The sequence below is a fragment of the Desmonostoc muscorum LEGE 12446 genome, from assembly GCF_015207005.2.
Classification (GTDB): Bacteria; Cyanobacteriota; Cyanobacteriia; order Cyanobacteriales; family Nostocaceae; genus Nostoc; species Nostoc muscorum.
Genome location: NZ_JADEXS020000001.1, coordinates 1,557,796 through 1,577,696, shown reverse-complemented (window position 1 = coordinate 1,577,696; position 19,901 = coordinate 1,557,796). Strand labels below are relative to the sequence as shown.

The window sequence follows — 19,901 nt, the reverse complement described above, 5'->3', positions numbered from 1 at the left end:
TCAAATATGATTCCTATATTACTTACTAACAGCAGCTAATTGAGAGCTTGATTGCTGGCGCAAAAGTCGTTTTAAAACTTTACCCGTTGGATTTTTCGGTAGGGAATCTACAAAATTAATAGCACAGGGAAGTTTGTATTTTGCCATTCTTTCAGAACAAAATTTGAGGATTTGTTCTTCGCTAATTATGTTGCCCTGCTTCAGGATAATATTTGCCTGAACTATCTCACCTTTGACAGCATCCTTAACGCCATATACAGCTACCTCGGCAACAGATGAGTGTTGATAAATTACATTTTCAACTTCAGTCGGATATACCTTAAATCCAGATACATTAATCATGTCTTTCAAGCGGTCAACGATGTAGAAAAAACCATCTTCATCTACCCGACCAATGTCACCAGTATGAAACCAGCCATTTTTAATTACTTGAGCAGTTTCAAATGGGCGATTCCAATAACCAAGCATGACATTAGGTCCTCGAATTACTATTTGACCCAATTCACCAAGCTCTACTTGATTACCACTATCGTCAATAACTTTCATTTCTACATTCTCGATAGGAGCGCCAATGGAACCGAGTTTGTATTTCAAATCGTGATTATAAGATGCACATGGTGATGTTTCAGTTAAACCATATCCTTCATTGATGACTTTTCCATACTTATCTCGCCAAGTTTGGGCAACTTCAATTGGCATTGGTGCCGCTGCTGAAAAGTAATAACGCACACTATTGAGGTTGTAGCGAGATAAATCATTATTTAGAAGGTTAATAAAGACCGTTGGTACCCCAAAGAACATTGTTACTTCATGAGTAGCGATCGCGTTCAGGACTTGCTCAAGGTCAAATCGACGTTGCAGGATAATTGTGGCGCAGACGTTTAATGCTGCGTTGAGAATCGCATTTTGACCAAAACAATGAAATAGCGGTAAATAAAGCAATAATCGGTCATCTGGTCGCATTCCACAACAACGGTTTTGGGAATACATATTAGAAATTATGTTGCCGTGGGAAAGGGTCGCTCCTTTAGGAAAACCCGTTGTTCCTGATGTATAAACGATGCTAGCAGGAGCATGGCGATCTATTTCAATCGCATATCCATTGCTAGAAGCACTATCCATCAGTTTCGCTAAAGTAGTTCCCTTTTTGGCGCTACCCTCTGCGATCAAAATGTGTTGTAGTTCCGGTAAATCTGCATCTGGTACATTTTCAACGAGTGATTCAGTGGTAATTATTGCCTTGGCAGCACAATCGTTGAAAATGTAACTAACTTCATTGCTTTTGAGCATCACGTTGACTGAAACGACAACCGCACCGATTTTGAGAATGCCAAGATAAGAAATTATAAATTCTGGAATGTTTGGCAAAAACAAAACTACGCGATCGCCTTTTCTAATTCCTAATCCACTTAAACCGTTGGCTAGACGATTTACTAGCTGATTCAGGTGTTTATAGGTAAAAGATTTATCTTCAAAAATCAGAGCGATTTTCTCAGGATAGAGTTGACAACCCCGCTCGACATGATGGGCAATATTCATGGCTAAAAAGACTCACTTAACTTCATTACCTCGATCAGAAGAATTCAGAATTCAGTGTTAATAATGTCTTTTGAGTATTTAGCTGACTGACGTTATCAATTTCACTTCGTGGCTGCAATGTCATTAGAATGCCTTTGCGTGTTTGCAGAGTTAGCAATGGCTGGCATTCAACCGGGTGTTCAGGCAGGAGATTGAGGCGGAAGCGTTGACACACCATTGCTACAATCAACTGAATTTCCGTTAACGCAAAGATGTCGCCTAAGCACTGACGTTGGCCGCCGCCGAAAGGAAAGTACGCATAACGCGGACGATCAACTGAGCGTTCTGGTGTGAATCGTTCAGGATCAAAGCCTTCAGGATTATCCCAAAAAGCCGGGAGGCGGTGGGTGACAAAGGGACTGAGCAAAAGCATGGAGCCAGCTGGGATATGATAGCCGCCAATCAAATCGTCATCCAAGTTGTTGCGGGCATAAACCCAAGCACCTGGATAAAGTCGCATTGCTTCCTGAACAACCATTTTGGTATATTTCAGGTGCGGCAGATCCTCAAAAGTCGGGATTCTTCCAGCCAAGACTGTAGTCAGTTCTGCCTGTAACTGGCGTTCCACAGTGGGATATTTGGAAAGCAAGTACCAGATCCAGCCAAGTGTTACAGCTGAGGTCTCAAATCCAGCGGAAAATAGTCCAACTATCTGGTCATGTAATTGCTGGTCACTCAATCCCTTGCCAGACTCATCCTGAGTACTCATGAACATTGAAAGTATGTCATAAGTGGTACGATTGCCTTGTTTGCGTTGTTGGATGATGTTGTTGGCAATTGTGCGGAGGGTGTTGATTGCTTGCTGAAACTGGCGGTTTTTTGGCGTGGGGAAGCTAATAGGCGGCTTGATGACAGCCCACAAGCGATCGCTCAGAAACTTATAGAACCCATTTGACATCTTGTGAGGTTTTGAATTAAGGTACTCCTCAGCATCTAAAATCCAATACTAATGGCGTATTCCAGCAACCTCACTGATGCAGAATGGGAAATTTTTGAACCCTTATTGCAAGAGATATTACCGACTAAGAAGCAGACTCGACCGACCAACTGGCCAAAGCGAGATATCTTCAATGGAATTCTCTATCAACTAAAAAATGGATGCAATTGGCAAGACTTACCTAAAGACCTCCCCCCTTATTCCACTGTATATTGGCACTACAAACAGTGGCGAGCAGCCGGGGTATTTGAGGAACTGATGAGTGTCTTACATGGACAAGTGCGTGAACAGGTAAAAAAAAAACCGCACTGGACGACATTGATCATCATTGACTCCCAAGCAGTGAAAAATACCTGCAACGCCAGTGTGGAGTCGAAAGGTTTTTGCTTCTACAAAGCCACCAACGGTATTAAAAGGCATTTGGCTATTGACACCCTTGGGTTTCCCTTTTTTACGCTCTGTACTCGCGCCAATGTCTCGGATGATGCCGGATTAATTGAGATGTTTACTCTCAACATCGACTACTTCAAGTCAAAACCTATCGATATTCCCAAGATTACTATCCTGCTAGATCATGGGTATCACCCAGAATATTTGACTCAGGAGTTAGAGCGAATTTACCCAGAGATCATGACCAAAATTCAGTTTCAACTTTCTACGAAACCCTCAAAACAAGAGAAAGCGGCACAAGGAAAATCTGGATTTGTTCCGGCAATAGCTAGATGGGTGATCGAACGCTCCAATGCTTGGATGGAGCGCTGTAAAATTCTGGTTAAGAACTTTGAACGAACCCTGGTTAGTGCCACTGCCAAACTCAATATCTGCTTCATCAGGCTAATGATTAAGAGGCTTGCAGCACCTTCTTAGATGTCAAATGGGTTCTATAGATAGTATTCCAAGCCTGAATTAGTTCGGTGGTGTCGCTATCAGCGTCAATACTCAAAGTCGTCTTGAGGAGAATCTTCTGTGTCAGAACAAGCATTTCCTCAGAGATATTGAGGGTTGTACCGGCTGGTATTTTTTGCCAGCGTTCTACCATCTGGGCGGTCAGCTGGGTCATGTCATTGACCATCGCGGCGATTTGCTGGCGGTGAAAAGATGGTTGCATTAGGCGACGCTGGGAACGCCATGAGTCACCCTCGCTAATCACCAAGCCTTCACCAATTACCAGTTTTATGTCCTGGAAATTTTCACCTTTTGTGTAATTCTGAGGATTTTCTTGCAGCACATACTTTACACAATCTGGATCGGCAATCAAGTAAAGTTGTTGCGGACCGATCGCCCCCAGATGGACAACGCCACCATACTCACGCGCTGCATTGGTGAGGAATTGCAGCGGATTTGTTGACATTTGGGGAAAGCAGCCAATAATTGGAAAACCAGGTACGCCAGGAGGCTTTTTACGTCCATTTTGGTAGATGCTCTGTTTTACCATTGTATTTTCTCTCCAAATTTAATCAAACAGAATTCAGGAGTCAGGAGTCAGAATTCAGCAATGTTTTCTGTGCGACTGACGGATAGCGCAGCGTAAAGCCTTCTCTTCTCTACGAGACGCTTTGGGCGAACGAGAGGCAACGCCTTCGCCATAGCAACGCTATGAGCGAGTCTTCTCCCTTGGCGCTAGCCTCTCCCTTTGGGAGAAGCGGAGACGCTTTAGCGCAACGAGCGTCTTGATTCTGACTCCTGAATTCTGACTTCTGAATTCCGAATTGGTGTAAGTATGTGTTAGAGATTGTTTGAAAAGTGTTTGGTTGTGACCTGATTCAAAGTCCGGCAATTTATACGGGAATTTAGGAAGATTTAGAGCCTTGGGCTACCGACAAGATAACTTTTCAAACATCCTCTAAGGTTAACAAAAGACCGTTAACTGCTTGCACAATTTGTCCACCATTGGCGATATCAGTTGCAATTTTGGCAATGTGTTCATCTAGGGCTTGTTCGTTGTCGTTCCAGATGTAAGGTCTGTTGGGAGACGGCGCTTGTCCAACTACATCACGGATTGCGAGATATAAATCTCTGGTTGCAGGCGAGAGGGTGGCACGGGCATCATAATGTTCAACAATTGTGTATGTGCGTAAATCAACTGCTTGCACGCCAAACATCAAGGCGATCGCTATATATTGTTGAAAGATTTCTACTGATTGACGCGCTAAATTTGCGGAAGCAAAACCTTGGCTGTTGATATTTTGGTTATATTGTTCCGCGTGGGTAGGAAAGCGATCGGCTATGGAATTTCCATAGAAGGTTAATAAAGGCATGATGGAGTTGCCAGTAATTTGCAATCCCTTGAACCCCATGTTTACACTCCGGTCTTTGTTACCAACTAAAGATGGAGAGAGTCCATTGTTAAATTCTGGTGCTACCAAGTACGCTATTTGGACATCTAAGTGTTTAGCTAACAACCCAATGTAGTAACGCAATTGATCCATTCCTACACCAATATACTGTCCTAAGAAATTGCCGCCATGATAACTTGCTTGGTTCTCCACATCGATGAGCGGGTTGTCAGTTACAGAGTTAATTTCTACCTCAATTTGTTTTTGAATTTGCTCAAGTCCATCGACAATTGGCCCCATATATTGAGCTAAACAACGCAGTGAATAACGGTCTTGAATCGGATCTTCACCGCGATAGTTGTGAGAACCATTTAACTCTTCTCGAACTAATCGTGAACCTATCAACAGGCTGAGCATTTGGTTAGCAGCCCATTTTTGTCCTGAATGTGGTTTGAGTTTATGGATAAATGGGTGAAATGATTGATTAGTCCCATTTAAACCTTGAATAGCTAAGGCGTGGGCACCCATTGCTAATGCTAAGAGATTTTTGGTGTCGTAGACGCAATTGGCGGCGATACCTGTCATAACTGAGGTGCCATTCATCATTGCTAACCCTTCTTTAGGAAGTAGTTGCAATGGTTCTAAACCCAGTTTTTTGAGTGCTGTTAGTGCGTTCATTTCTTCACCGTTAAAGTCAACGGTGTAGCTGGAATTTAAACCAATCAATGCCCCGGTGATATACGCTAAAGGCGTTAAATCACCACTGGCACCAATTGAACCAAATTCACAGACATGAGGTGTAACACCAGCATTCAGGAATATCAGCATCCGCTTGATGAGTTCCAGACGAATCCCCGATGCACCACTAATGTGGGAGTTTGCACGTAGAAGCATTGCAGCCCGAACATCAACCAGAGGTAATTTTTTTCCTGCACCCACCTTGTGATACCACATCAAATTATTTTGTAGTAAAGCCGCAGATTCAGGAGAAATTACCACATTTGCCATACCACCAAAACCAGTTGTCACGCCATAAATAGGTTCCCCGGATTCAACTGCATGGTGAATAAAGTCGCAGGATGCTTGGACATTAGCCAATTTTTCTAGATCATCAGTTAAACGTACCTGTGTGCCATAACGCGCTACACTAATGACTTCTTCAACAGTGAGATTGCGATCGCCTACAATTACAGCGTCATCAGAACCATGCACAAAAGAAAAGGCAGTTTTGTTGGCAGTGTTTTTATTTAAGCGAAGTGTATCCATGTTTTTGAAAGTTTGTGACTAAAGTTTTTAACCTTGACCGATGAGTTGACAATTATCAAACAACCCCAATCTTCCAATTCGGTAAGGGGAGTAGAGGATGAGCGTAACCGTAGCAACAGTAGTTTAGATAAAACCCTTTATGAATTTCTCCTTCATTTTTGCTCATGTAAGTAATTTCGCTGTTTGAGATTTTTAATTCCAGTGCAGTTTGATCTCACCGCATCACTGATCTCAAACTGAGCTTGACAAAATTGACAAGAAATGTATAAAGAAACTAATTAGCTGCCAGTAGTTTTACTGTTGCCAATGAGTTACACAATATCCGACCTATTCATACAACACATCCACCTTTTCTGCTCCTTTGCGTGCAGTTTTCATTCCTGGAGGATGCAGAAATGCGATCACTTAATTGCATAAAACTGCATAATTAACCAATATTTGCTTGTCTATCGTCCAAAAGTGTAATATTGAAGTACAATGTAGGAGCGTATAGCTATGCATTGGTGTCAACTTAAGCTCAAACGCTTGTCCCACATACGCTTTACCCCACCCCCAACCCCTCCCCTTGGTAAGGGGAGGGGCGGTTTTGCGCTAGCAAAGCCGGGGTGGGGTAACTCGGGATTGATTGGTAATTGAGTAAGTTTTATATAACGTCCTTACAAGGTTTTTACGTTCAGTTGACACCTATGATAGCTATGCGCCCCTAGAAATTTCCGTACCTCAGATGATTGGAACCACTATAGCAATCAGAACTGAGTATTAATCATGGCAACAATAGTAGATAAAGGTACTTCGGCAAAGTAGTTTTGCTGAAATTGTTCTTCGCTGACGGCGGCTAAAAACTGTGCAACAGCTACATCAGCGTTGGTTTCAAAGACATTGCTGGGATTCCAGGTGATGTGGAAATCACGGTCTTGTCTTGTAACTGTGAATCCCCAATATTTTAAAGCTTTGATTCCTAAAAATAAGGTGCGATCGCTAATCCCAAGTTTATCTAAAAGTTGTACGCGGGTGACTAATTGATTGGTACGACTGAGATATTTGGCAATCCCAACCAAGGTTCGCCAAACTTCTTTTGGTGGTTGGTGGTTGGGTTTAGACCAAGCGATGGCTAATTGTTGTTGATTATCAAACGTAGTCGTTAAACATCGCCGCAACCATACACGTAAATCATCCCAGTTCGTCGGACAATGTTCAAGCACGAGTGGGGGAGTCTGTTGAGACGCGATTAATCGCGTCTGTACAAAGTGGGGAGTGGGGAGGTTGCGCCAGTCGAGGATGAATGGTGAGTGCTGAGTATTGAGTGCTGAGTTTTCACTTTGGCGCACAGCAATTAATCTAATTTCATAGCGTTTTTTGAAGGTGTTGTAGTCGAGTTCTGCTATACAATCACACCTTCCTATGGGCAATTCTTCTTTGTAGTGTCCCCACCAAATACCAGGAAAGGGACTTCTAGTTGAATCATCCCGAATATTAAACTCAGTTTTAATGTACTGTACCTTTTTTCCTTGCCAATCTTGCTGATTGCGATGCCAACTATTTTCAAACCAGCAGTTTTGAATTAGCAATTTTGGAACAGGGTTACCCATTCCACAAGGTTCTAATAATTTTAGTTCTAAAAATAACTCTTTCCCTAAATCTGCAACTGTTACCACTAAGTCTGCTTGCACCGTTGGCGTAAGAGTTGTACCACCCAAAGATTGGCGTAACTGCTGATTAATTGCTGCTGTAAATAAAGGAATATTCTCAATCGCTAAACTCAAACCCGCCGCAAAAGGATGTCCACCAAAGCGGTGCAACAGATGTGCTTGTTCTTTCACCAATTGATACAAATCGACGGAATTTACCGAACGGGCGGAACCACGGGCTAGGGATTGGGAATTAGGGATTGGGGATTGGGAAAATTCCTCCCCAGTCCCCAGTCCCCAGTCCCCAGTCCCCAGTCCCTCTGTACTTAACAAAATCGTCGGCCGTCCTGTTTCTTGTGCCACTTGTCCAGCGACTAAGCCCAATACACCGGCAGGCCATTGGGCATCTTCGAGGACAATGACGCTGGTGGTTGATAAATCTAATTGAGTCAGTTTTTGTGCTACTTGGGCTTGTACATCTTTTTGCAAGGATTTGCGGCGGGTGTTTGCGAGTTCTGTAACTTCGGCTAATTCGTTACAACGTTTGGCATTGCGACTGGTTAATAATTCGACGCAGAAACTAGCATCACCTTGAATGCGGCTGACGGCGTTAATTCGCGGTCCTAAACCGAAGGAAATATCTGTGGGGCGATCGCCACTTTTCTGGCACAATTCTAATAATCGCCCTACCCCCGGTCGTCGTCGTGCTGTCGGTGGCTGTTGAAAATCTGCTTGCAGTCGTTGAATTCCCAGCTGTGCTAAATAGCGACAATCTCCACTCAGCTGCACCAAGTCGGCAATTAATCCCACCGCCACTAAATCTAATAAGTCTTCTAATGGGTGTTGGGGGACATGAGGCAAAGTTTGATAAAGTGCTTCCACCAATTTATAAGCTACCGCCACCCCAGAAAGATGATATAGCTGATGTTCGTTTGGCAGATATCGAGGATTAATAATCGCTGTAACTGGTGGGCGTTCTTCAGGTAAGGTGTGATGGTCGGTAACTATGACATCGATACCTAACTCTTTGGCATAAATAATCTCATCAATATTTGTGCTGCCCGTGTCACAAGTGACTATTAATTTACAACCTTGTTTGGCTAAATTATCAATTCCTTGATTATTCAATCCGTGGGATTCTTTTAAACGATTGGGAATGTAATAAATTAACTCGATGTTTGGGATAAAAAACTCTCCTAATCCATCCCAAAGTACGGCAGTGGAGGTAATGCCATCAGCGTCAAAATCTCCCCAGATAGCAATTTTATCATGACCATCGCGGGCTTTTTGTAAGCGGGCGATCGCCAGATGCATTTCTTGTCCAAACTCAAAGGGACTTGCTGCTTGATAAGTTTTATAGTTAATAAAAGCTAATAATTGTGATTTTTCTTTAATTCCCCGTTGCCACAACAATTGTGCTGCATACAGTCCATTTGATGCGGGCGTATGCTGTTTCACCGCTTGGATAAACCACTCTGGCGGTTGTTCTGTTGTTGCTAAAGTCCACTGTTGTGCTGGCATTTGATTAAATTGGAGATTGGTCTTCGGTGGTTTGAGATTCACTCACTAGCGGATTAAGTAGTATTTCATTAGCAGCGCTATCGGGTTTACGGGCGCGAATTGCTGGACGCGATCGCCTGTAACCGGCTCTTTCAGCTTTTTGGTGTTCGTAATCAATTAATCTGCCATAATATTCATGTTTGCTTAAATTCATCGACAAGAAAATATGCTGGCGAATATTACCAAAACCTTTGCGATTAAAAAACTTTAATGCTGAAACATTGGTGGGATCGGTATCTACCAACATGAACCGCGCCCCATCTTCAATCATGCGGGCGACGACTTTATCAACTAACTTGTCTGCTACTCCCCGACGCTGAAATTTCGGACTAACTCCCAGCCATAAAATATAACCGTAAGTCCAAGATGCTTTAGTAATGATGGTTCCCAAAACAAAGCCTGCTAGTTCTCCGTCTCTTTCAGCTACGAGGCAATACTCTGGATCTGTATTGTAAAGCCCAATTACTTCCCATTCATCCCAAGTGCGGTATAAATAAGGATATAAATCGCTGGTAAATAACTCTTCTCCCAAATGATAAACGGGAGCGATATCATCAATTCCTAATTCGCGGACATAAATTGCTTCAGTTTCGTCAAAGTTTGTCATAATCGTGTAATTTGTCGTTTTTTATACATCTTTTCTATTTTCCGGGTATTGATATACCAACTTTCACCTGAGTATAATAATGGCTATTTTAAGGTAGCAGAGACCTGCTATCCCATCTGTGTATTTCATTCAGAAGTAATATAATATACTATACAAACTCAATTGATAAAACCTTATTTTATCTATCAATTTTATACATCCCTGAATTGATAAAGTCCGAAACTAAAAAATGAACAGTATTAATTTTAGGTAATACCTCACTATTTTTTCTGTTCTTCTTGAGCGGTTGTTTTTTCAGAAGATTGCTTAAGCTTTTCTATTTGTGATACACACCAAAGTAAGTTATTACTAGCCTGTATCGCGTATTCTCTCAGGCTATTATCACTATGTTCTACTAAAAATGCAATTTTTTTAATCAAAGTTTTCAACGATGCAGACTTTCTATTGTCCAAAATATATGTAATATCAGAAAATATATCTCCAACTTGTTCTTGTTGCAGTAATGCCATAAAAATATTTTCTGAACTTACTACGGCAATAAACTTACACAAATTAATATGATATTCTTGCGCTAATTCCTGGTTGAAAAGATTTAAAATTCCAGGTAGCTGTGTTATTTTTCTCCGATTTAAGCTCCAAAAACCTATGTACCAAAACCCATATAAAACTCCTAAACTGCTATCTACACAAGATTTTTGTATTGCTATATCTGCGAGTTTTCCAAGAGCATCAGCGGCATTATAGTCTTCTATTTCTAATAGAATTAAAGAGATAACAAAATCCCATTTAGCTGGTTTCTGCTCTCCTAGTAATATCCGTTTTCCTGCTTGGAATACACTATCTATGCAAGTATTATCTTTTTTCTTAAGTAAGAAACTTACAGAGTTAACAACTTCTAAATTATCGAGTGCTGCTAATGCCTGCTTCATTACGATTTGTTCGTTAAGAGTATTAAGAATCTCAGATATTGTGAAAGATATTGGATTCGAGCCTTCTACTTCTAGTTCTTCAGACAGTGATAAAAGTTCATTGATCACTTCTTTCTGAATTACTAATCCAGGATTTTCAGCAGCAGCTAAACAATTGCCTGCTAATATCACTGCTTGTGGATTCTTCGTTTGAATCAGTGCTTTTAAAATATTTTCTACTGAATCTTTAGAAGCAACACCAGCATAAAGAGCTATAACTTCTGACCATTGAGAATGCGACCACTGAGAAAAGAGAAAAAAGCGATCGTAGTTTTTACCCTCCTCTTTATAGTCTCCTTCCTTAATGGAAAGTGCAGCTAGATATTCTTGGAATGTTAAGTGAGAAAAGCCATAAATACCTGGTCTACGTTCTACTAACAATCCGCTTCTATCCCGAATATTTGCTAATATCTGCTTTACATCTGCTTTTTCGCCAACTTCATTAAGGGAATTTATAAAAGACTGCTCAATCTTGCTTTCTTCAATCTCAGCTACACCTTCAACTTGCATTTCAATAGCTAAGCGACGCAGAAGTAACATCTTACGAGGAAGTGGTAATCCTAAAATAGCTTCTGGAAGTCCTCGTTTTTGATCCCAATGAAATAGTAAGCCTTCTACGCACCTTTGGTACAAAACTACTCTTCTATTAGGTAATCTGCCACCTTCATACTTTTGTACCAAGCAAAGTGTAGATAGCATTAGAGGATTTGCAGCAATTCCTCGAACATAAGGGTTACTCTCAGTACTGTCAACGAGTGCATCAGCACTTTCAGTGCTAGCTTGCTCAATTTCCTCTTGAGATTTACTTTCAGATAGTTCAATCGCTGTTGTCCAACGCTGAACATATTTACGAATTTGGTCTGAAGTAAAGTTACAAAGTGTGACTTCGGTGAAGCCTAGTTTTTGAAATTCTTCTGATTGATAGCCAGCAGGTCTTGAAGAAATTACATATCTTGAATTAGGATACATTTCTACAAAAGCTCTTATCCATGCCATTACTGCTTGACGCTTTTCCGGTATTACTTCATCAAGTCCATCAATTAAAAGCAAAACTCTACCTATTTCTAGCTGACGTTCCAAAAAGCCAGGACACTTATCAGATAAAACTTGATTACCCTCAGCAGCTTGTAGCAATTTATCTGCTCCTGGTAAGTTGTTGAGATCTAATTCTCGTATTTTTATAAGAACAGGTACTACGCCTTTGGTTTCACCAAATAAAATCTCACAGTTTGCTGCAACCAAAAGAAGATGTTGTAATAGAGTCGTTTTTCCACTCCCTGGCAAACCTACAATTGCACATTTTTTGTGTTGCGGAATAAATGTTTCTGCTGCTACTCTCTTATCTTCACTTTCTCCACGCGATATGAAATTTTGTCTTTCGTTTTCGAGGGAAATCAAGCAATCAATTTTTTGAGCTTCATTTTCTTGTACCTGGAATAATTTGCTTATACTAATAACATCAGGCTCGACAAAAACTGTCGTTAAATCTAGAGAAACACTCGAAGATGCCCGTAATGTCGAAGCGTCTATCCTTGCAAGTTTTCGTAGTAAATATGATCTGTAATATAGATTCTCAAATTTTTCGTCACCACTTTCTCCGCCACTACCAATCTTATCGATAATTTCGTTCAATTTTTCTAAAATCTTGTCGATTCCGTCAAAATTCCGTTTCCACCCTTGTTTTTCCCAATCAGTAAAACTCAATGCCACTTCACAGAGTCTTTCTGCCGATACTTGGAGAGCCATTTCAAAAAGATACTCTAATTTCTCTTCTCTTATGGATTGAGGAATAGGATATTTCCCTAAAATATGGTCAAAAAGTTTTTCTGGTTTTAGTGATACTGATGCAAGTAGTTCCGCATTTATGTTTGATAAATGGATTGCTTGTTGGACTTCGTAAATAACTAACTCTACTTGACCTTCACTTAACTTTTCACCTTGAAAGTAATTGTCTAGTAGTTGTCCTGCAACATCAGCACATTCGCCTATCTTACGCTCTACATTTCTTTGCTTAATAATATCGCCAATTTTATCTTTAACTGGTGCTAAAATTATTCCCCCTAGCACCTTCTCGAAGAATCCAATAGAACTAGCTAACATAACTTAATTTTAATATACAAGATATTGCAATTTAAGTATATACGTATAATTTAATTTGTAACATGGAGCGTAGTATTTGTTAACAAATAAAAGTTTTATCTGAATTTTTATTTACAAGAACTTATATTCATCAAAAATCAAAGTGATATTTCTTGAATGCTGTCCAGATTTAGCATTGAATCTTTCGCTTGTTCTTCTGTGACTTGCGTGCGATCGCACCGCTGGGCAAAGTTACAATAATCACAGATTTTACTACCCTCCGCCACTTGCGGAAACTGCTTGTTGTTCTGGTAATCTTGCAACCAATTAGTTAATTGATTTAACAGTTGATTAAGTTTTTTTGCTGTTTTTATGTGTTGAGTAGTATTGTAATTAAATTTAATATTTTGCGGCTTGCCTTCAGATTGAACAAACCAGTAAGTCATAGAAATATTTTCTGGCGAATAGGCGCTAGTTTCAGCCAAAACATACATATAAAGCCGTGTTTGCCAGTTAGATTCTAACTTGCGTTTATGAGGTGGTTTGGGATAAGTTTTCCAGTCGAGAATTTGCGCTTCTTGGTTATCTGCAATCAATAAATCATAGACAACCGTCAACAAATAGTCCTGAACTTGCAGAGTCCGATAGTGTTCGCTTTCGCGGAAAGTTTCATTGTCAGTTGCAGACATTAAAATTTCTGGGGCTGCATCAGCAAAACCAGCCATCCAGCTTTGCAATTGAGCATCTGCTTGCAGGAAACTATCAATTGGTAAACCCATTTCTCGCTGCTGCATCAGCAGGTGAAAGCGACTACCAAGAGTTTGGCGTTCCTCGTGTTCGGGATTTGCAGGTGAATTGAGTTGTTCTAGGTAGGTGTGTTGGAATTTACGCGGACAAGCTTCGAGTAAGTTGAGTTGTCCTTGAGATAGTCGTAATAGTTGAGTGGAAGTTGATAACATCCTTCTATTTTAGAAGCGATCGCCCAATGCCCGAGTCACCAACACGATCGCCTTGACTGAGAAAAAATTGTCTTAACTAGGCTACAAAGTTAACCCTAGCAGAGTTAGTGACGCTCAAAGCCTTAGAGGCAGTAGAAGATACAGAACAAAAATAAAAGGTAAATGGATGAATTTTGTATTCTTAGTTCATCCATTTACCTTTTTTATGTACCTGATGCTTATTTCATGTTAGCCCTTGCGTCCCTCACTGCGGCAAAGAAAAATAATCCTGTGAGTGGAATACTCAATGCGAGGATAATTGCCGTAGTTGTGACACCAAAATCTGGTTGTCCGTAACCAAGTTCAAAAATCGAACCTACAGCTGCGATCGCACTTACACAACAACCACCGAGAAACAAACCGCTTTTTGGAGTTAAATACACTACTAGTCCCCTATACTAATGGTTTCACCGCTTGATACGAGAAGCCATTTTTAGATAGCTCCTGGGCCAAAGTCAAGGAATTTTCCACACGGTCTACAAATACTACACCATTGAGGTGATCCATTTCGTGCTGGATACAGCGTCCCAGGAGGTCATTAGCCTTTAATATCTGGGGACGACCAGACTCGTCTTTATAGGCAATCTCCACCACTTCAGGGCGCTTTACATCCAGGTATACATTGGGAATACTTAAACATCCTTCTTGGGCAACAGAGATGTCGCGGCTAACCTGTTTAATTGTGGGGTTAATCAGCACCAAAGGTGGATTAGCCGCATTTTCTGGTTCCAGATCAATGACAATTAATTGTTTGTGAATTCCCACTTGGGGTGCAGCCAAACCGATGCCATCTTTACTGTACATAGTTTGCAGCATTTCGCGCACCAGTTTGCGGAGTTCGTCATCAACTTTAGAAATCCGCTTTGCAGCTTGACGCAGCACGCGATCGCCTAAATAATGAAGCTCCAAAGGCGGATTTTTTAACTTTTTTTTCTCGACAGCAATTTCAGAAGGCATGAGTCTTGATGGCTAAATGGTGAAAATTCCTACTACCTTAATTCTATCAAGGTGGGGAGTGGGGAATGGGGAGTGGAGAGATGAGGGAGATGAGGGGGATGAGGGGGATGAGGGAGATGAGGGAGTGGGGAGTGCTGAATTCACCAATTCTGAGTTATCAATTATAAATTCTGACTCGTGAATTACGAATTACGAATTACGAATTATTCACTGGGGTGATTTGTGTTTAAATCTCTCACGAAACTTGACTATCTGCTCAAAGAAACTTTCCTTGGTTTAGTGCGGGGAGGTTGGATGAATTGGGCAGCTGTTAGCACTGTGACGGTATTGTTATTTTTATTCGGCTTGAGTTTGCAAACTTCTTGGCAAGTCGAAAAACTTCTCTACCAGTTCGGTAGCCAGCTAGAAGTATCAGTTTATCTCGAACCGGACATGCAAGCCCAAAGTATTGAACCACTGATCGCAAAAATGCCAGAGGTAATGGCCATACAAACAATTACCAAAGAGGAAGCTTGGAATAAGTTAGTCAAGGAAATGAGAATTTCGGATATTGAGGGTGTTACGCAACAGCTAGGTGAGAATCCTTTGGTTGATGAGATAAAGGTGAAAGCGCGTAATTCTCAAGTAGTACCAACTTTAGCAACCCAGTTGGCTAAGTTACGGGGAGTGGATACGGTGCAGTATATCGATGAAGCAGTCAAACGCATTGCTCAATTGCACCGGGGTTTGAATTGGGTTACTTTAACAATTACGATTATTTTGACTGTAACAGCGATCGCCGTGACCACTACCACAATTCGCCTAATTGTCATGGCGCGACGCCAGGAAATTGAAATTATGCAACTCGTGGGAGCAACATCTGTTTGGATTTACCTGCCCTTCATTTTACAAGGAATTACTTTTGGTTTAGTCGGTGGTGCGATCGCTTGGAGTTTTATTTCTTTGATTCAACAGTTCCTCGGTAAATTGCTAACCAATCAACCTGAGTTTATCCAAGTAATCACCAACGGAGTACAGCTCACTTCAGCCCAAATTTTATTATTGCCCCTAATTCTCTTGAGCTTCGGTGCCGCGGTAGGATTAATGGGAAGCTTATTTGCTGTTAGACGTTTTGCTAAAGGATAGTCAAATAACAAAATCACTATGAAATCACAATGGGAATGTTTTCTGCAAAATCTTGGTGTTTGGGAAGGTTCATTCACTAATTTTTCTCCCCAAGGCACACTTGTCAACGATACTCCCAGCCGTCTTTCTCTAGAACATTTGGACAATAAACAGAGAGTGCGCCTAATTTTGAGCCGTTCGGGACAAGATGACGTAATCAGAGAATTTAGTTCTGTGGGAGGGGGTCTGCTGTTTTTTGAAAATGGTTCATTTTCTGAAGGTTTAATTCAAATAGGGCCATTTTCCGAATTTGGTGGAGAACTTGCTTTTGTTCATGAAAATCGCCGCTTACGTCTGGTGCAACTGTTTGATAAGACAGCTAATCTAAGTGGACTAGTCCTAATTCGAGAACATCTAGCTGGAACCCCAGCAGCAGAACGCCCACCTTTGCAGTTAGATGACTTGTTAGGAGAATGGCAAGGTCAAGCAGTGACAATATATCGAGATTTGCGATCGCCTGATATTTACTCTACAACTCTAAAATTACAATTAGATAACGCTGGGCGATTAATTCAAACTACTTCTTTTGCAGAACGCACAATTACTTCAACTGCTACCATCAAAGGTTCCATCATTCTCTTTGACGAAAATCCCGAAAAGCAGATACAAGTATTACTACTACCTGATGGCGGTTCTGCAACTTCACCACTAAAAGTGCAATTACGTCAACCTTTATTTTTAGAAGCCGGTTGGTTAATCCAGCCAAACCTCCGCCGACGGATGATTCGCAGCTATAACGACAAAGGCGAATGGGTTAGTCTGACATTAGTTACTGAACAAAGGGTGTAAGGCTTGAGCAGAGAGTTTTTCCCCAGTGTTGTCAAAGAATGAATTCTTGTGAGTGTTCCACAGTCAACTCAAATCTTCCTCAGATAGCTGGGCTATTTTCATCAAAGCTTTCAAGGTTCCAAGTTTCAAATCTCGATCGCGATGAACAGGAATCGATATTTGGTTAACTCCGGGCTTCTGGTAGATGTGGTGACTGCCAGTAACTCTTTGCAATATCCAACCTTTTCGCTCAATAATCTTGCATAGTCGCTTGCCAGAAATGGATTTCATAGTAAATTTCGATAGGCTTCTTGAAACAGCCTACCCATAAATACTTTTAATCGAAAGTCAAAAATCTCAAATCCAAAATTGCCACTATACTGCAATTTCGACAACTTTATCTGTTGACTCAGCCGTATGGCAACCGTTAGCAACCTCGAGCCAACCTTCAATGGCATCCTTCAAATTAGCCACAATCTCTTCCATAGTGTCACCTTCAGTAATGCAACCGGGAAGTGCGGGAACCTCTGCCCAATAGCCACCTTCTTCTGCTGAATGAATGATTGCTCTAATTTTCATACACTTATGGAGCTATTTGTTGAAATTATGCTAACAAGCGTAACTAGCTGTTCTCAATTATGACTGATTTATCCATCTGGAGAATAACAAATAGCAGTAGTACAACCTACCTCTGTAAGGAAACCTTAAATGGTACAAACCCCTGCTAAAATTCTTACTCTCAGTGAATTCTTGGATTTGCCAGAGACAGAACCTATAAGCAGTAAACATTTCCTTTGCCAATTCAAATATTTCGGAATAATAATCAGGCAATTTGTAGCGTGTTGGCTTCTGGGATAGATTCACCTTCTACTTGCCAAGCTTCCAAGTACATTTCAATTACTTCTTCGCCATTACGAATAGCTTCTTCACGAGTTTTGCCGTGAGTGCAGGGCATAATAACGCGATCGCCAAATTCTGGAATAGTGACTAGAAAAAGTTGATCTTCATCAGACCATTGAATAATCATACTGTATCGATTTATCATTACTCATTAAAATCAACCCCTTGGGCACTGTTTCCGCGAACAGCTTTTGCATCGGCTTTCATGGTTACAACACCCATTTGACTGCCTGTTCCTAGAATGATTATATCGTTTATACTTTTGAAGCACGATGAGTTTTTACAGATATATATTCTCCATTATATTTAAGAATTTTTAAAATAATTTTTATTAGTAAATCAAAATAATCTTTAAAAAAATTAATCTTCTCATCCAAAGTTAATTTAGGAATTTCTCCTTGATGAAATAACGGATTCCGAATTGAATTTCGCAACTTATCATTGTTTATCATAATATTCTTTGGAATGAATTTATCAAGGTGTGTGTTTAATGTTCCTAATTTCTGTTCAATATTATTCCCGATTTTATTTTCATCTAATCCTTGACTCAATAAGTACTTTAATGTGAGCTTTTCATAAGCCATGAGCATTGATGCTATCTTAAGATCAATATATTTCTGCTGCTTTATTTCTACCAAAAGTCCAATAATAGTATTAATGTCCATACTGGACTGCAAGTTTTTATAATGTTGATAACATTCATTGAATGCTTTAGTTATACCTTCATGAATATGATAATTATCAATCAGACGAGTTCGGCTAAAACAATTTTTTACAGTATTCTCTATTGAGTATTGAACTATTTTATCATCCATTAAATATTCAATCACTGGAGAAAAATTTGTATTCATACTGAGAAAACTTAAAAACCAGCTTATTGCTTGAACTTCATTTTCAATAACATTAATATCCTCATCATAATTTATCGGAATGCTTACAGTAGAAACTATGGCATTATTTATTCTCTCTATATCAATGAGATCAATTAGCCGATTGCTGTTCTCAAGCATTTGAAAACAGAGTTTTTTGCCATTCAGATTTACAAAGAACCCACGTTCACAATCAACGCTAGAAAAATTAAAGTTACTAAAGTAAGCTCTAGCCAAAGTAGGAATATTATCGGGCTGCACTTTCAGCTTCAAAACTACAGCACTGGGAAGGCAAAACCAGGTCGATTTATAAGAAACTTCCACTTTAGTTGTCAATATTTTAATATCGGTACAACTTATCTCCCAAACTTCATCATCCGAGGTTCCAGAAAAAGACTCAACGTTAGTATCATGTTCTAAAAAATGCAAAGATTCTTTTGAGCTTAATACGAAAATAATGTTTCCAGAAACATCTACACACAGTTCCCAAAGGTATTTAGCATTTTTATTCGATATGCCTTCACCAAATTTATATTGAACTCTTGAGTATTCGTAAATATCGCCGAGTCTAATTGTAAAGTAATCTTTTCCAAGCATAGGTATTTACTAAATGTAGTAGATTGAGAAACAGCTTACCAGGATATTTTTCACCCTTTAAGTAGGTGGGCCTAAATATTTGTCACTGGGATAAGGCAGGAAGCAGAAGGGAAGAGGGTTTTAGCCTCGTTCATTTTTGTTAACATAATTTGATTTGATTCTGCCTACCTACTTATATCAAAAAACAGCGACATTGCAACGCTTGCTGAAGTAGCATTTGATATTCTTCATCTCCAACCCGATAAGCACCAAATCTTTCCAAATGCGGATTCATCATTTGGGCATCAAAAAACACAAATTTCCTCTGGCGCAATCTTTCTACCAACTTAACCATCGCTACCTTTGAACCATCGGGAATGCGGTAAAACATCGACTCGCCAATGAAAGCACCACCAATAACAATTCCCAAAATTCCGCCAGCAAGTTCGTCACCTTGCCAAGTTTCAAAACTATAAGCATAACCACTCTGGTAAAGTAGCCAGTAAATCTTTTCCAATTCTGGCGAAATCCAAGTTACTTCACGGTTAGCGCAGCCAGCCACCACAGCTTGAAAATCCCGATTAATCGCCACACTAAAACGTTCTTGATTGAGGACGCGCTGCAAAGACTTGGGGTAGCGGAACCTCTCATCTAAGGGTATCAAAGTCCGATCGCGACTTGCATACCAACTGAGGCGATCGCTATCATCAGCCATGAGAAAATAGCCTTGAGCATAACCTTGAACAATAGCAGCGATATCATATTGCATA

General features: G+C 40.4%; 18 protein-coding genes. 3 read left to right on the top strand and 15 right to left on the bottom strand.

Going from position 1 to position 19,901, the window contains the following annotated elements; all coding sequences use genetic code 11:
- Window positions 1-18: 18 nt before the first annotated feature.
- Window positions 19-1,539: a class I adenylate-forming enzyme family protein gene (locus IQ276_RS06985; protein WP_193923043.1), complete on the bottom strand. Its 1,521-nt coding sequence runs from the start codon at window positions 1,537-1,539 to the stop codon at window positions 19-21.
- Window positions 1,540-1,573: 34 nt separating this feature from the next.
- Window positions 1,574-2,476 (bottom strand): cytochrome P450, encoded by a 903-nt coding sequence (locus tag IQ276_RS06980; RefSeq protein WP_228043458.1) that lies wholly within the window; start codon window positions 2,474-2,476, stop codon window positions 1,574-1,576.
- Between the two features lie 51 nt (window positions 2,477-2,527).
- Here IQ276_RS06980 and IQ276_RS06975 point away from each other — a divergent pair, with 51 nt between their 5' ends.
- Window positions 2,528-3,382, top strand: coding sequence for an IS5 family transposase (locus tag IQ276_RS06975; RefSeq protein WP_235115308.1), 855 nt, complete (start codon window positions 2,528-2,530; stop codon window positions 3,380-3,382).
- Here the strand turns inward: IQ276_RS06975 and IQ276_RS06970 are convergent.
- The 8 genes from IQ276_RS06970 to def all read right to left on the bottom strand — a co-directional run bounded on the left by IQ276_RS06970 (window position 3,357) and on the right by def (window position 14,854).
- On the bottom strand, window positions 3,357-3,950 hold the full coding sequence (locus tag IQ276_RS06970; protein WP_193924426.1) for a cytochrome P450: 594 nt from the start codon (window positions 3,948-3,950) through the stop codon (window positions 3,357-3,359). The genes IQ276_RS06975 and IQ276_RS06970 overlap by 26 nt on opposite strands.
- Window positions 3,951-4,347: 397 nt before the next feature.
- Entirely contained in the window at window positions 4,348-6,057 is a 1,710-nt protein-coding gene (locus IQ276_RS06965; RefSeq protein ID WP_190875449.1) for an HAL/PAL/TAL family ammonia-lyase, read from the bottom strand.
- Between the two features lie 746 nt (window positions 6,058-6,803).
- On the bottom strand, window positions 6,804-9,206 hold the full coding sequence (locus IQ276_RS06960) for a single-stranded-DNA-specific exonuclease RecJ (protein WP_235115494.1): 2,403 nt from the start codon (window positions 9,204-9,206) through the stop codon (window positions 6,804-6,806).
- Between the two features lie 4 nt (window positions 9,207-9,210).
- A complete protein-coding gene (locus tag IQ276_RS06955; protein ID WP_193920779.1) occupies window positions 9,211-9,852 on the bottom strand; it encodes a GNAT family N-acetyltransferase in 642 nt (213 codons plus the stop codon).
- 260 nt (window positions 9,853-10,112) lie between these two features.
- Window positions 10,113-12,920 (bottom strand): NACHT domain-containing protein, encoded by a 2,808-nt coding sequence (locus IQ276_RS06950; RefSeq protein ID WP_193920781.1) that lies wholly within the window; start codon window positions 12,918-12,920, stop codon window positions 10,113-10,115.
- 137 nt (window positions 12,921-13,057) lie between these two features.
- Window positions 13,058-13,858 (bottom strand): PD-(D/E)XK nuclease family protein, encoded by an 801-nt coding sequence (locus IQ276_RS06945; protein ID WP_193920783.1) that lies wholly within the window; start codon window positions 13,856-13,858, stop codon window positions 13,058-13,060.
- A 218-nt stretch (window positions 13,859-14,076) separates the two neighbouring features.
- Window positions 14,077-14,280, bottom strand: a complete 204-nt coding sequence (locus IQ276_RS06940; RefSeq protein ID WP_073642717.1) for a hypothetical protein — start codon at window positions 14,278-14,280, stop codon at window positions 14,077-14,079.
- 10 nt (window positions 14,281-14,290) lie between these two features.
- On the bottom strand, window positions 14,291-14,854 hold the full coding sequence (gene def / locus IQ276_RS06935) for a peptide deformylase (protein ID WP_190875444.1): 564 nt from the start codon (window positions 14,852-14,854) through the stop codon (window positions 14,291-14,293).
- Window positions 14,855-15,076: 222 nt separating this feature from the next.
- Here def and IQ276_RS06930 point away from each other — a divergent pair, with 222 nt between their 5' ends.
- Window positions 15,077-15,979 (top strand): cell division protein FtsX, encoded by a 903-nt coding sequence (locus IQ276_RS06930; RefSeq protein ID WP_193921870.1) that lies wholly within the window; start codon window positions 15,077-15,079, stop codon window positions 15,977-15,979.
- Window positions 15,980-15,997: 18 nt separating this feature from the next.
- Window positions 15,998-16,807 carry a DUF3598 family protein gene (locus IQ276_RS06925; RefSeq protein WP_193921868.1) on the top strand — a complete coding sequence of 270 codons (810 nt, stop codon included), beginning with the start codon at window positions 15,998-16,000 and terminating at the stop codon, window positions 16,805-16,807.
- A 63-nt stretch (window positions 16,808-16,870) separates the two neighbouring features.
- Here the strand turns inward: IQ276_RS06925 and IQ276_RS06920 are convergent, their stop codons facing one another.
- From IQ276_RS06920 to aat, 5 genes are all read right to left on the bottom strand, one after another.
- Window positions 16,871-17,077, bottom strand: coding sequence for a type II toxin-antitoxin system HicA family toxin (locus IQ276_RS06920; RefSeq protein ID WP_193921867.1), 207 nt, complete (start codon window positions 17,075-17,077; stop codon window positions 16,871-16,873).
- 84 nt (window positions 17,078-17,161) lie between these two features.
- A complete protein-coding gene (locus IQ276_RS06915) occupies window positions 17,162-17,365 on the bottom strand; it encodes a type II toxin-antitoxin system HicB family antitoxin (RefSeq protein ID WP_193921866.1) in 204 nt (67 codons plus the stop codon).
- A gap of 244 nt (window positions 17,366-17,609) precedes the next feature.
- Window positions 17,610-17,828, bottom strand: a complete 219-nt coding sequence (locus tag IQ276_RS06910) for a type II toxin-antitoxin system HicB family antitoxin (RefSeq protein ID WP_193921872.1) — start codon at window positions 17,826-17,828, stop codon at window positions 17,610-17,612.
- 112 nt (window positions 17,829-17,940) lie between these two features.
- Window positions 17,941-19,152 carry a hypothetical protein gene (locus tag IQ276_RS06905; protein WP_193921865.1) on the bottom strand — a complete coding sequence of 404 codons (1,212 nt, stop codon included), beginning with the start codon at window positions 19,150-19,152 and terminating at the stop codon, window positions 17,941-17,943.
- Between the two features lie 172 nt (window positions 19,153-19,324).
- Window positions 19,325-19,900 carry a leucyl/phenylalanyl-tRNA--protein transferase gene (gene aat, locus IQ276_RS06900; RefSeq protein WP_193921864.1) on the bottom strand — a complete coding sequence of 192 codons (576 nt, stop codon included), beginning with the start codon at window positions 19,898-19,900 and terminating at the stop codon, window positions 19,325-19,327.
- Window position 19,901: the final 1 nt, after the last annotated feature.

Coding starts and splice junctions, on each gene's coding strand:
- IQ276_RS06985 (WP_193923043.1), bottom strand. CDS start 1,539: ATGAATATTGCCCATCATGTCGAGCGGGGTTGTCAACTCTATCCTGAG.
- IQ276_RS06980 (WP_228043458.1), bottom strand. CDS start 2,476: ATGTCAAATGGGTTCTATAAGTTTCTGAGCGATCGCTTGTGGGCTGTC.
- IQ276_RS06975 (WP_235115308.1), top strand. CDS start 2,528: ATGGCGTATTCCAGCAACCTCACTGATGCAGAATGGGAAATTTTTGAA.
- IQ276_RS06970 (WP_193924426.1), bottom strand. CDS start 3,950: ATGGTAAAACAGAGCATCTACCAAAATGGACGTAAAAAGCCTCCTGGC.
- IQ276_RS06965 (WP_190875449.1), bottom strand. CDS start 6,057: ATGGATACACTTCGCTTAAATAAAAACACTGCCAACAAAACTGCCTTT.
- IQ276_RS06960 (WP_235115494.1), bottom strand. CDS start 9,206: ATGCCAGCACAACAGTGGACTTTAGCAACAACAGAACAACCGCCAGAG.
- IQ276_RS06955 (WP_193920779.1), bottom strand. CDS start 9,852: ATGACAAACTTTGACGAAACTGAAGCAATTTATGTCCGCGAATTAGGA.
- IQ276_RS06950 (WP_193920781.1), bottom strand. CDS start 12,920: ATGTTAGCTAGTTCTATTGGATTCTTCGAGAAGGTGCTAGGGGGAATA.
- IQ276_RS06945 (WP_193920783.1), bottom strand. CDS start 13,858: ATGTTATCAACTTCCACTCAACTATTACGACTATCTCAAGGACAACTC.
- def (WP_190875444.1), bottom strand. CDS start 14,854: ATGCCTTCTGAAATTGCTGTCGAGAAAAAAAAGTTAAAAAATCCGCCT.
- IQ276_RS06925 (WP_193921868.1), top strand. CDS start 15,998: ATGAAATCACAATGGGAATGTTTTCTGCAAAATCTTGGTGTTTGGGAA.
- IQ276_RS06920 (WP_193921867.1), bottom strand. CDS start 17,077: ATGAAATCCATTTCTGGCAAGCGACTATGCAAGATTATTGAGCGAAAA.
- IQ276_RS06915 (WP_193921866.1), bottom strand. CDS start 17,365: ATGAAAATTAGAGCAATCATTCATTCAGCAGAAGAAGGTGGCTATTGG.
- IQ276_RS06905 (WP_193921865.1), bottom strand. CDS start 19,152: ATGCTTGGAAAAGATTACTTTACAATTAGACTCGGCGATATTTACGAA.
- aat (WP_193921864.1), bottom strand. CDS start 19,900: ATGCAATATGATATCGCTGCTATTGTTCAAGGTTATGCTCAAGGCTAT.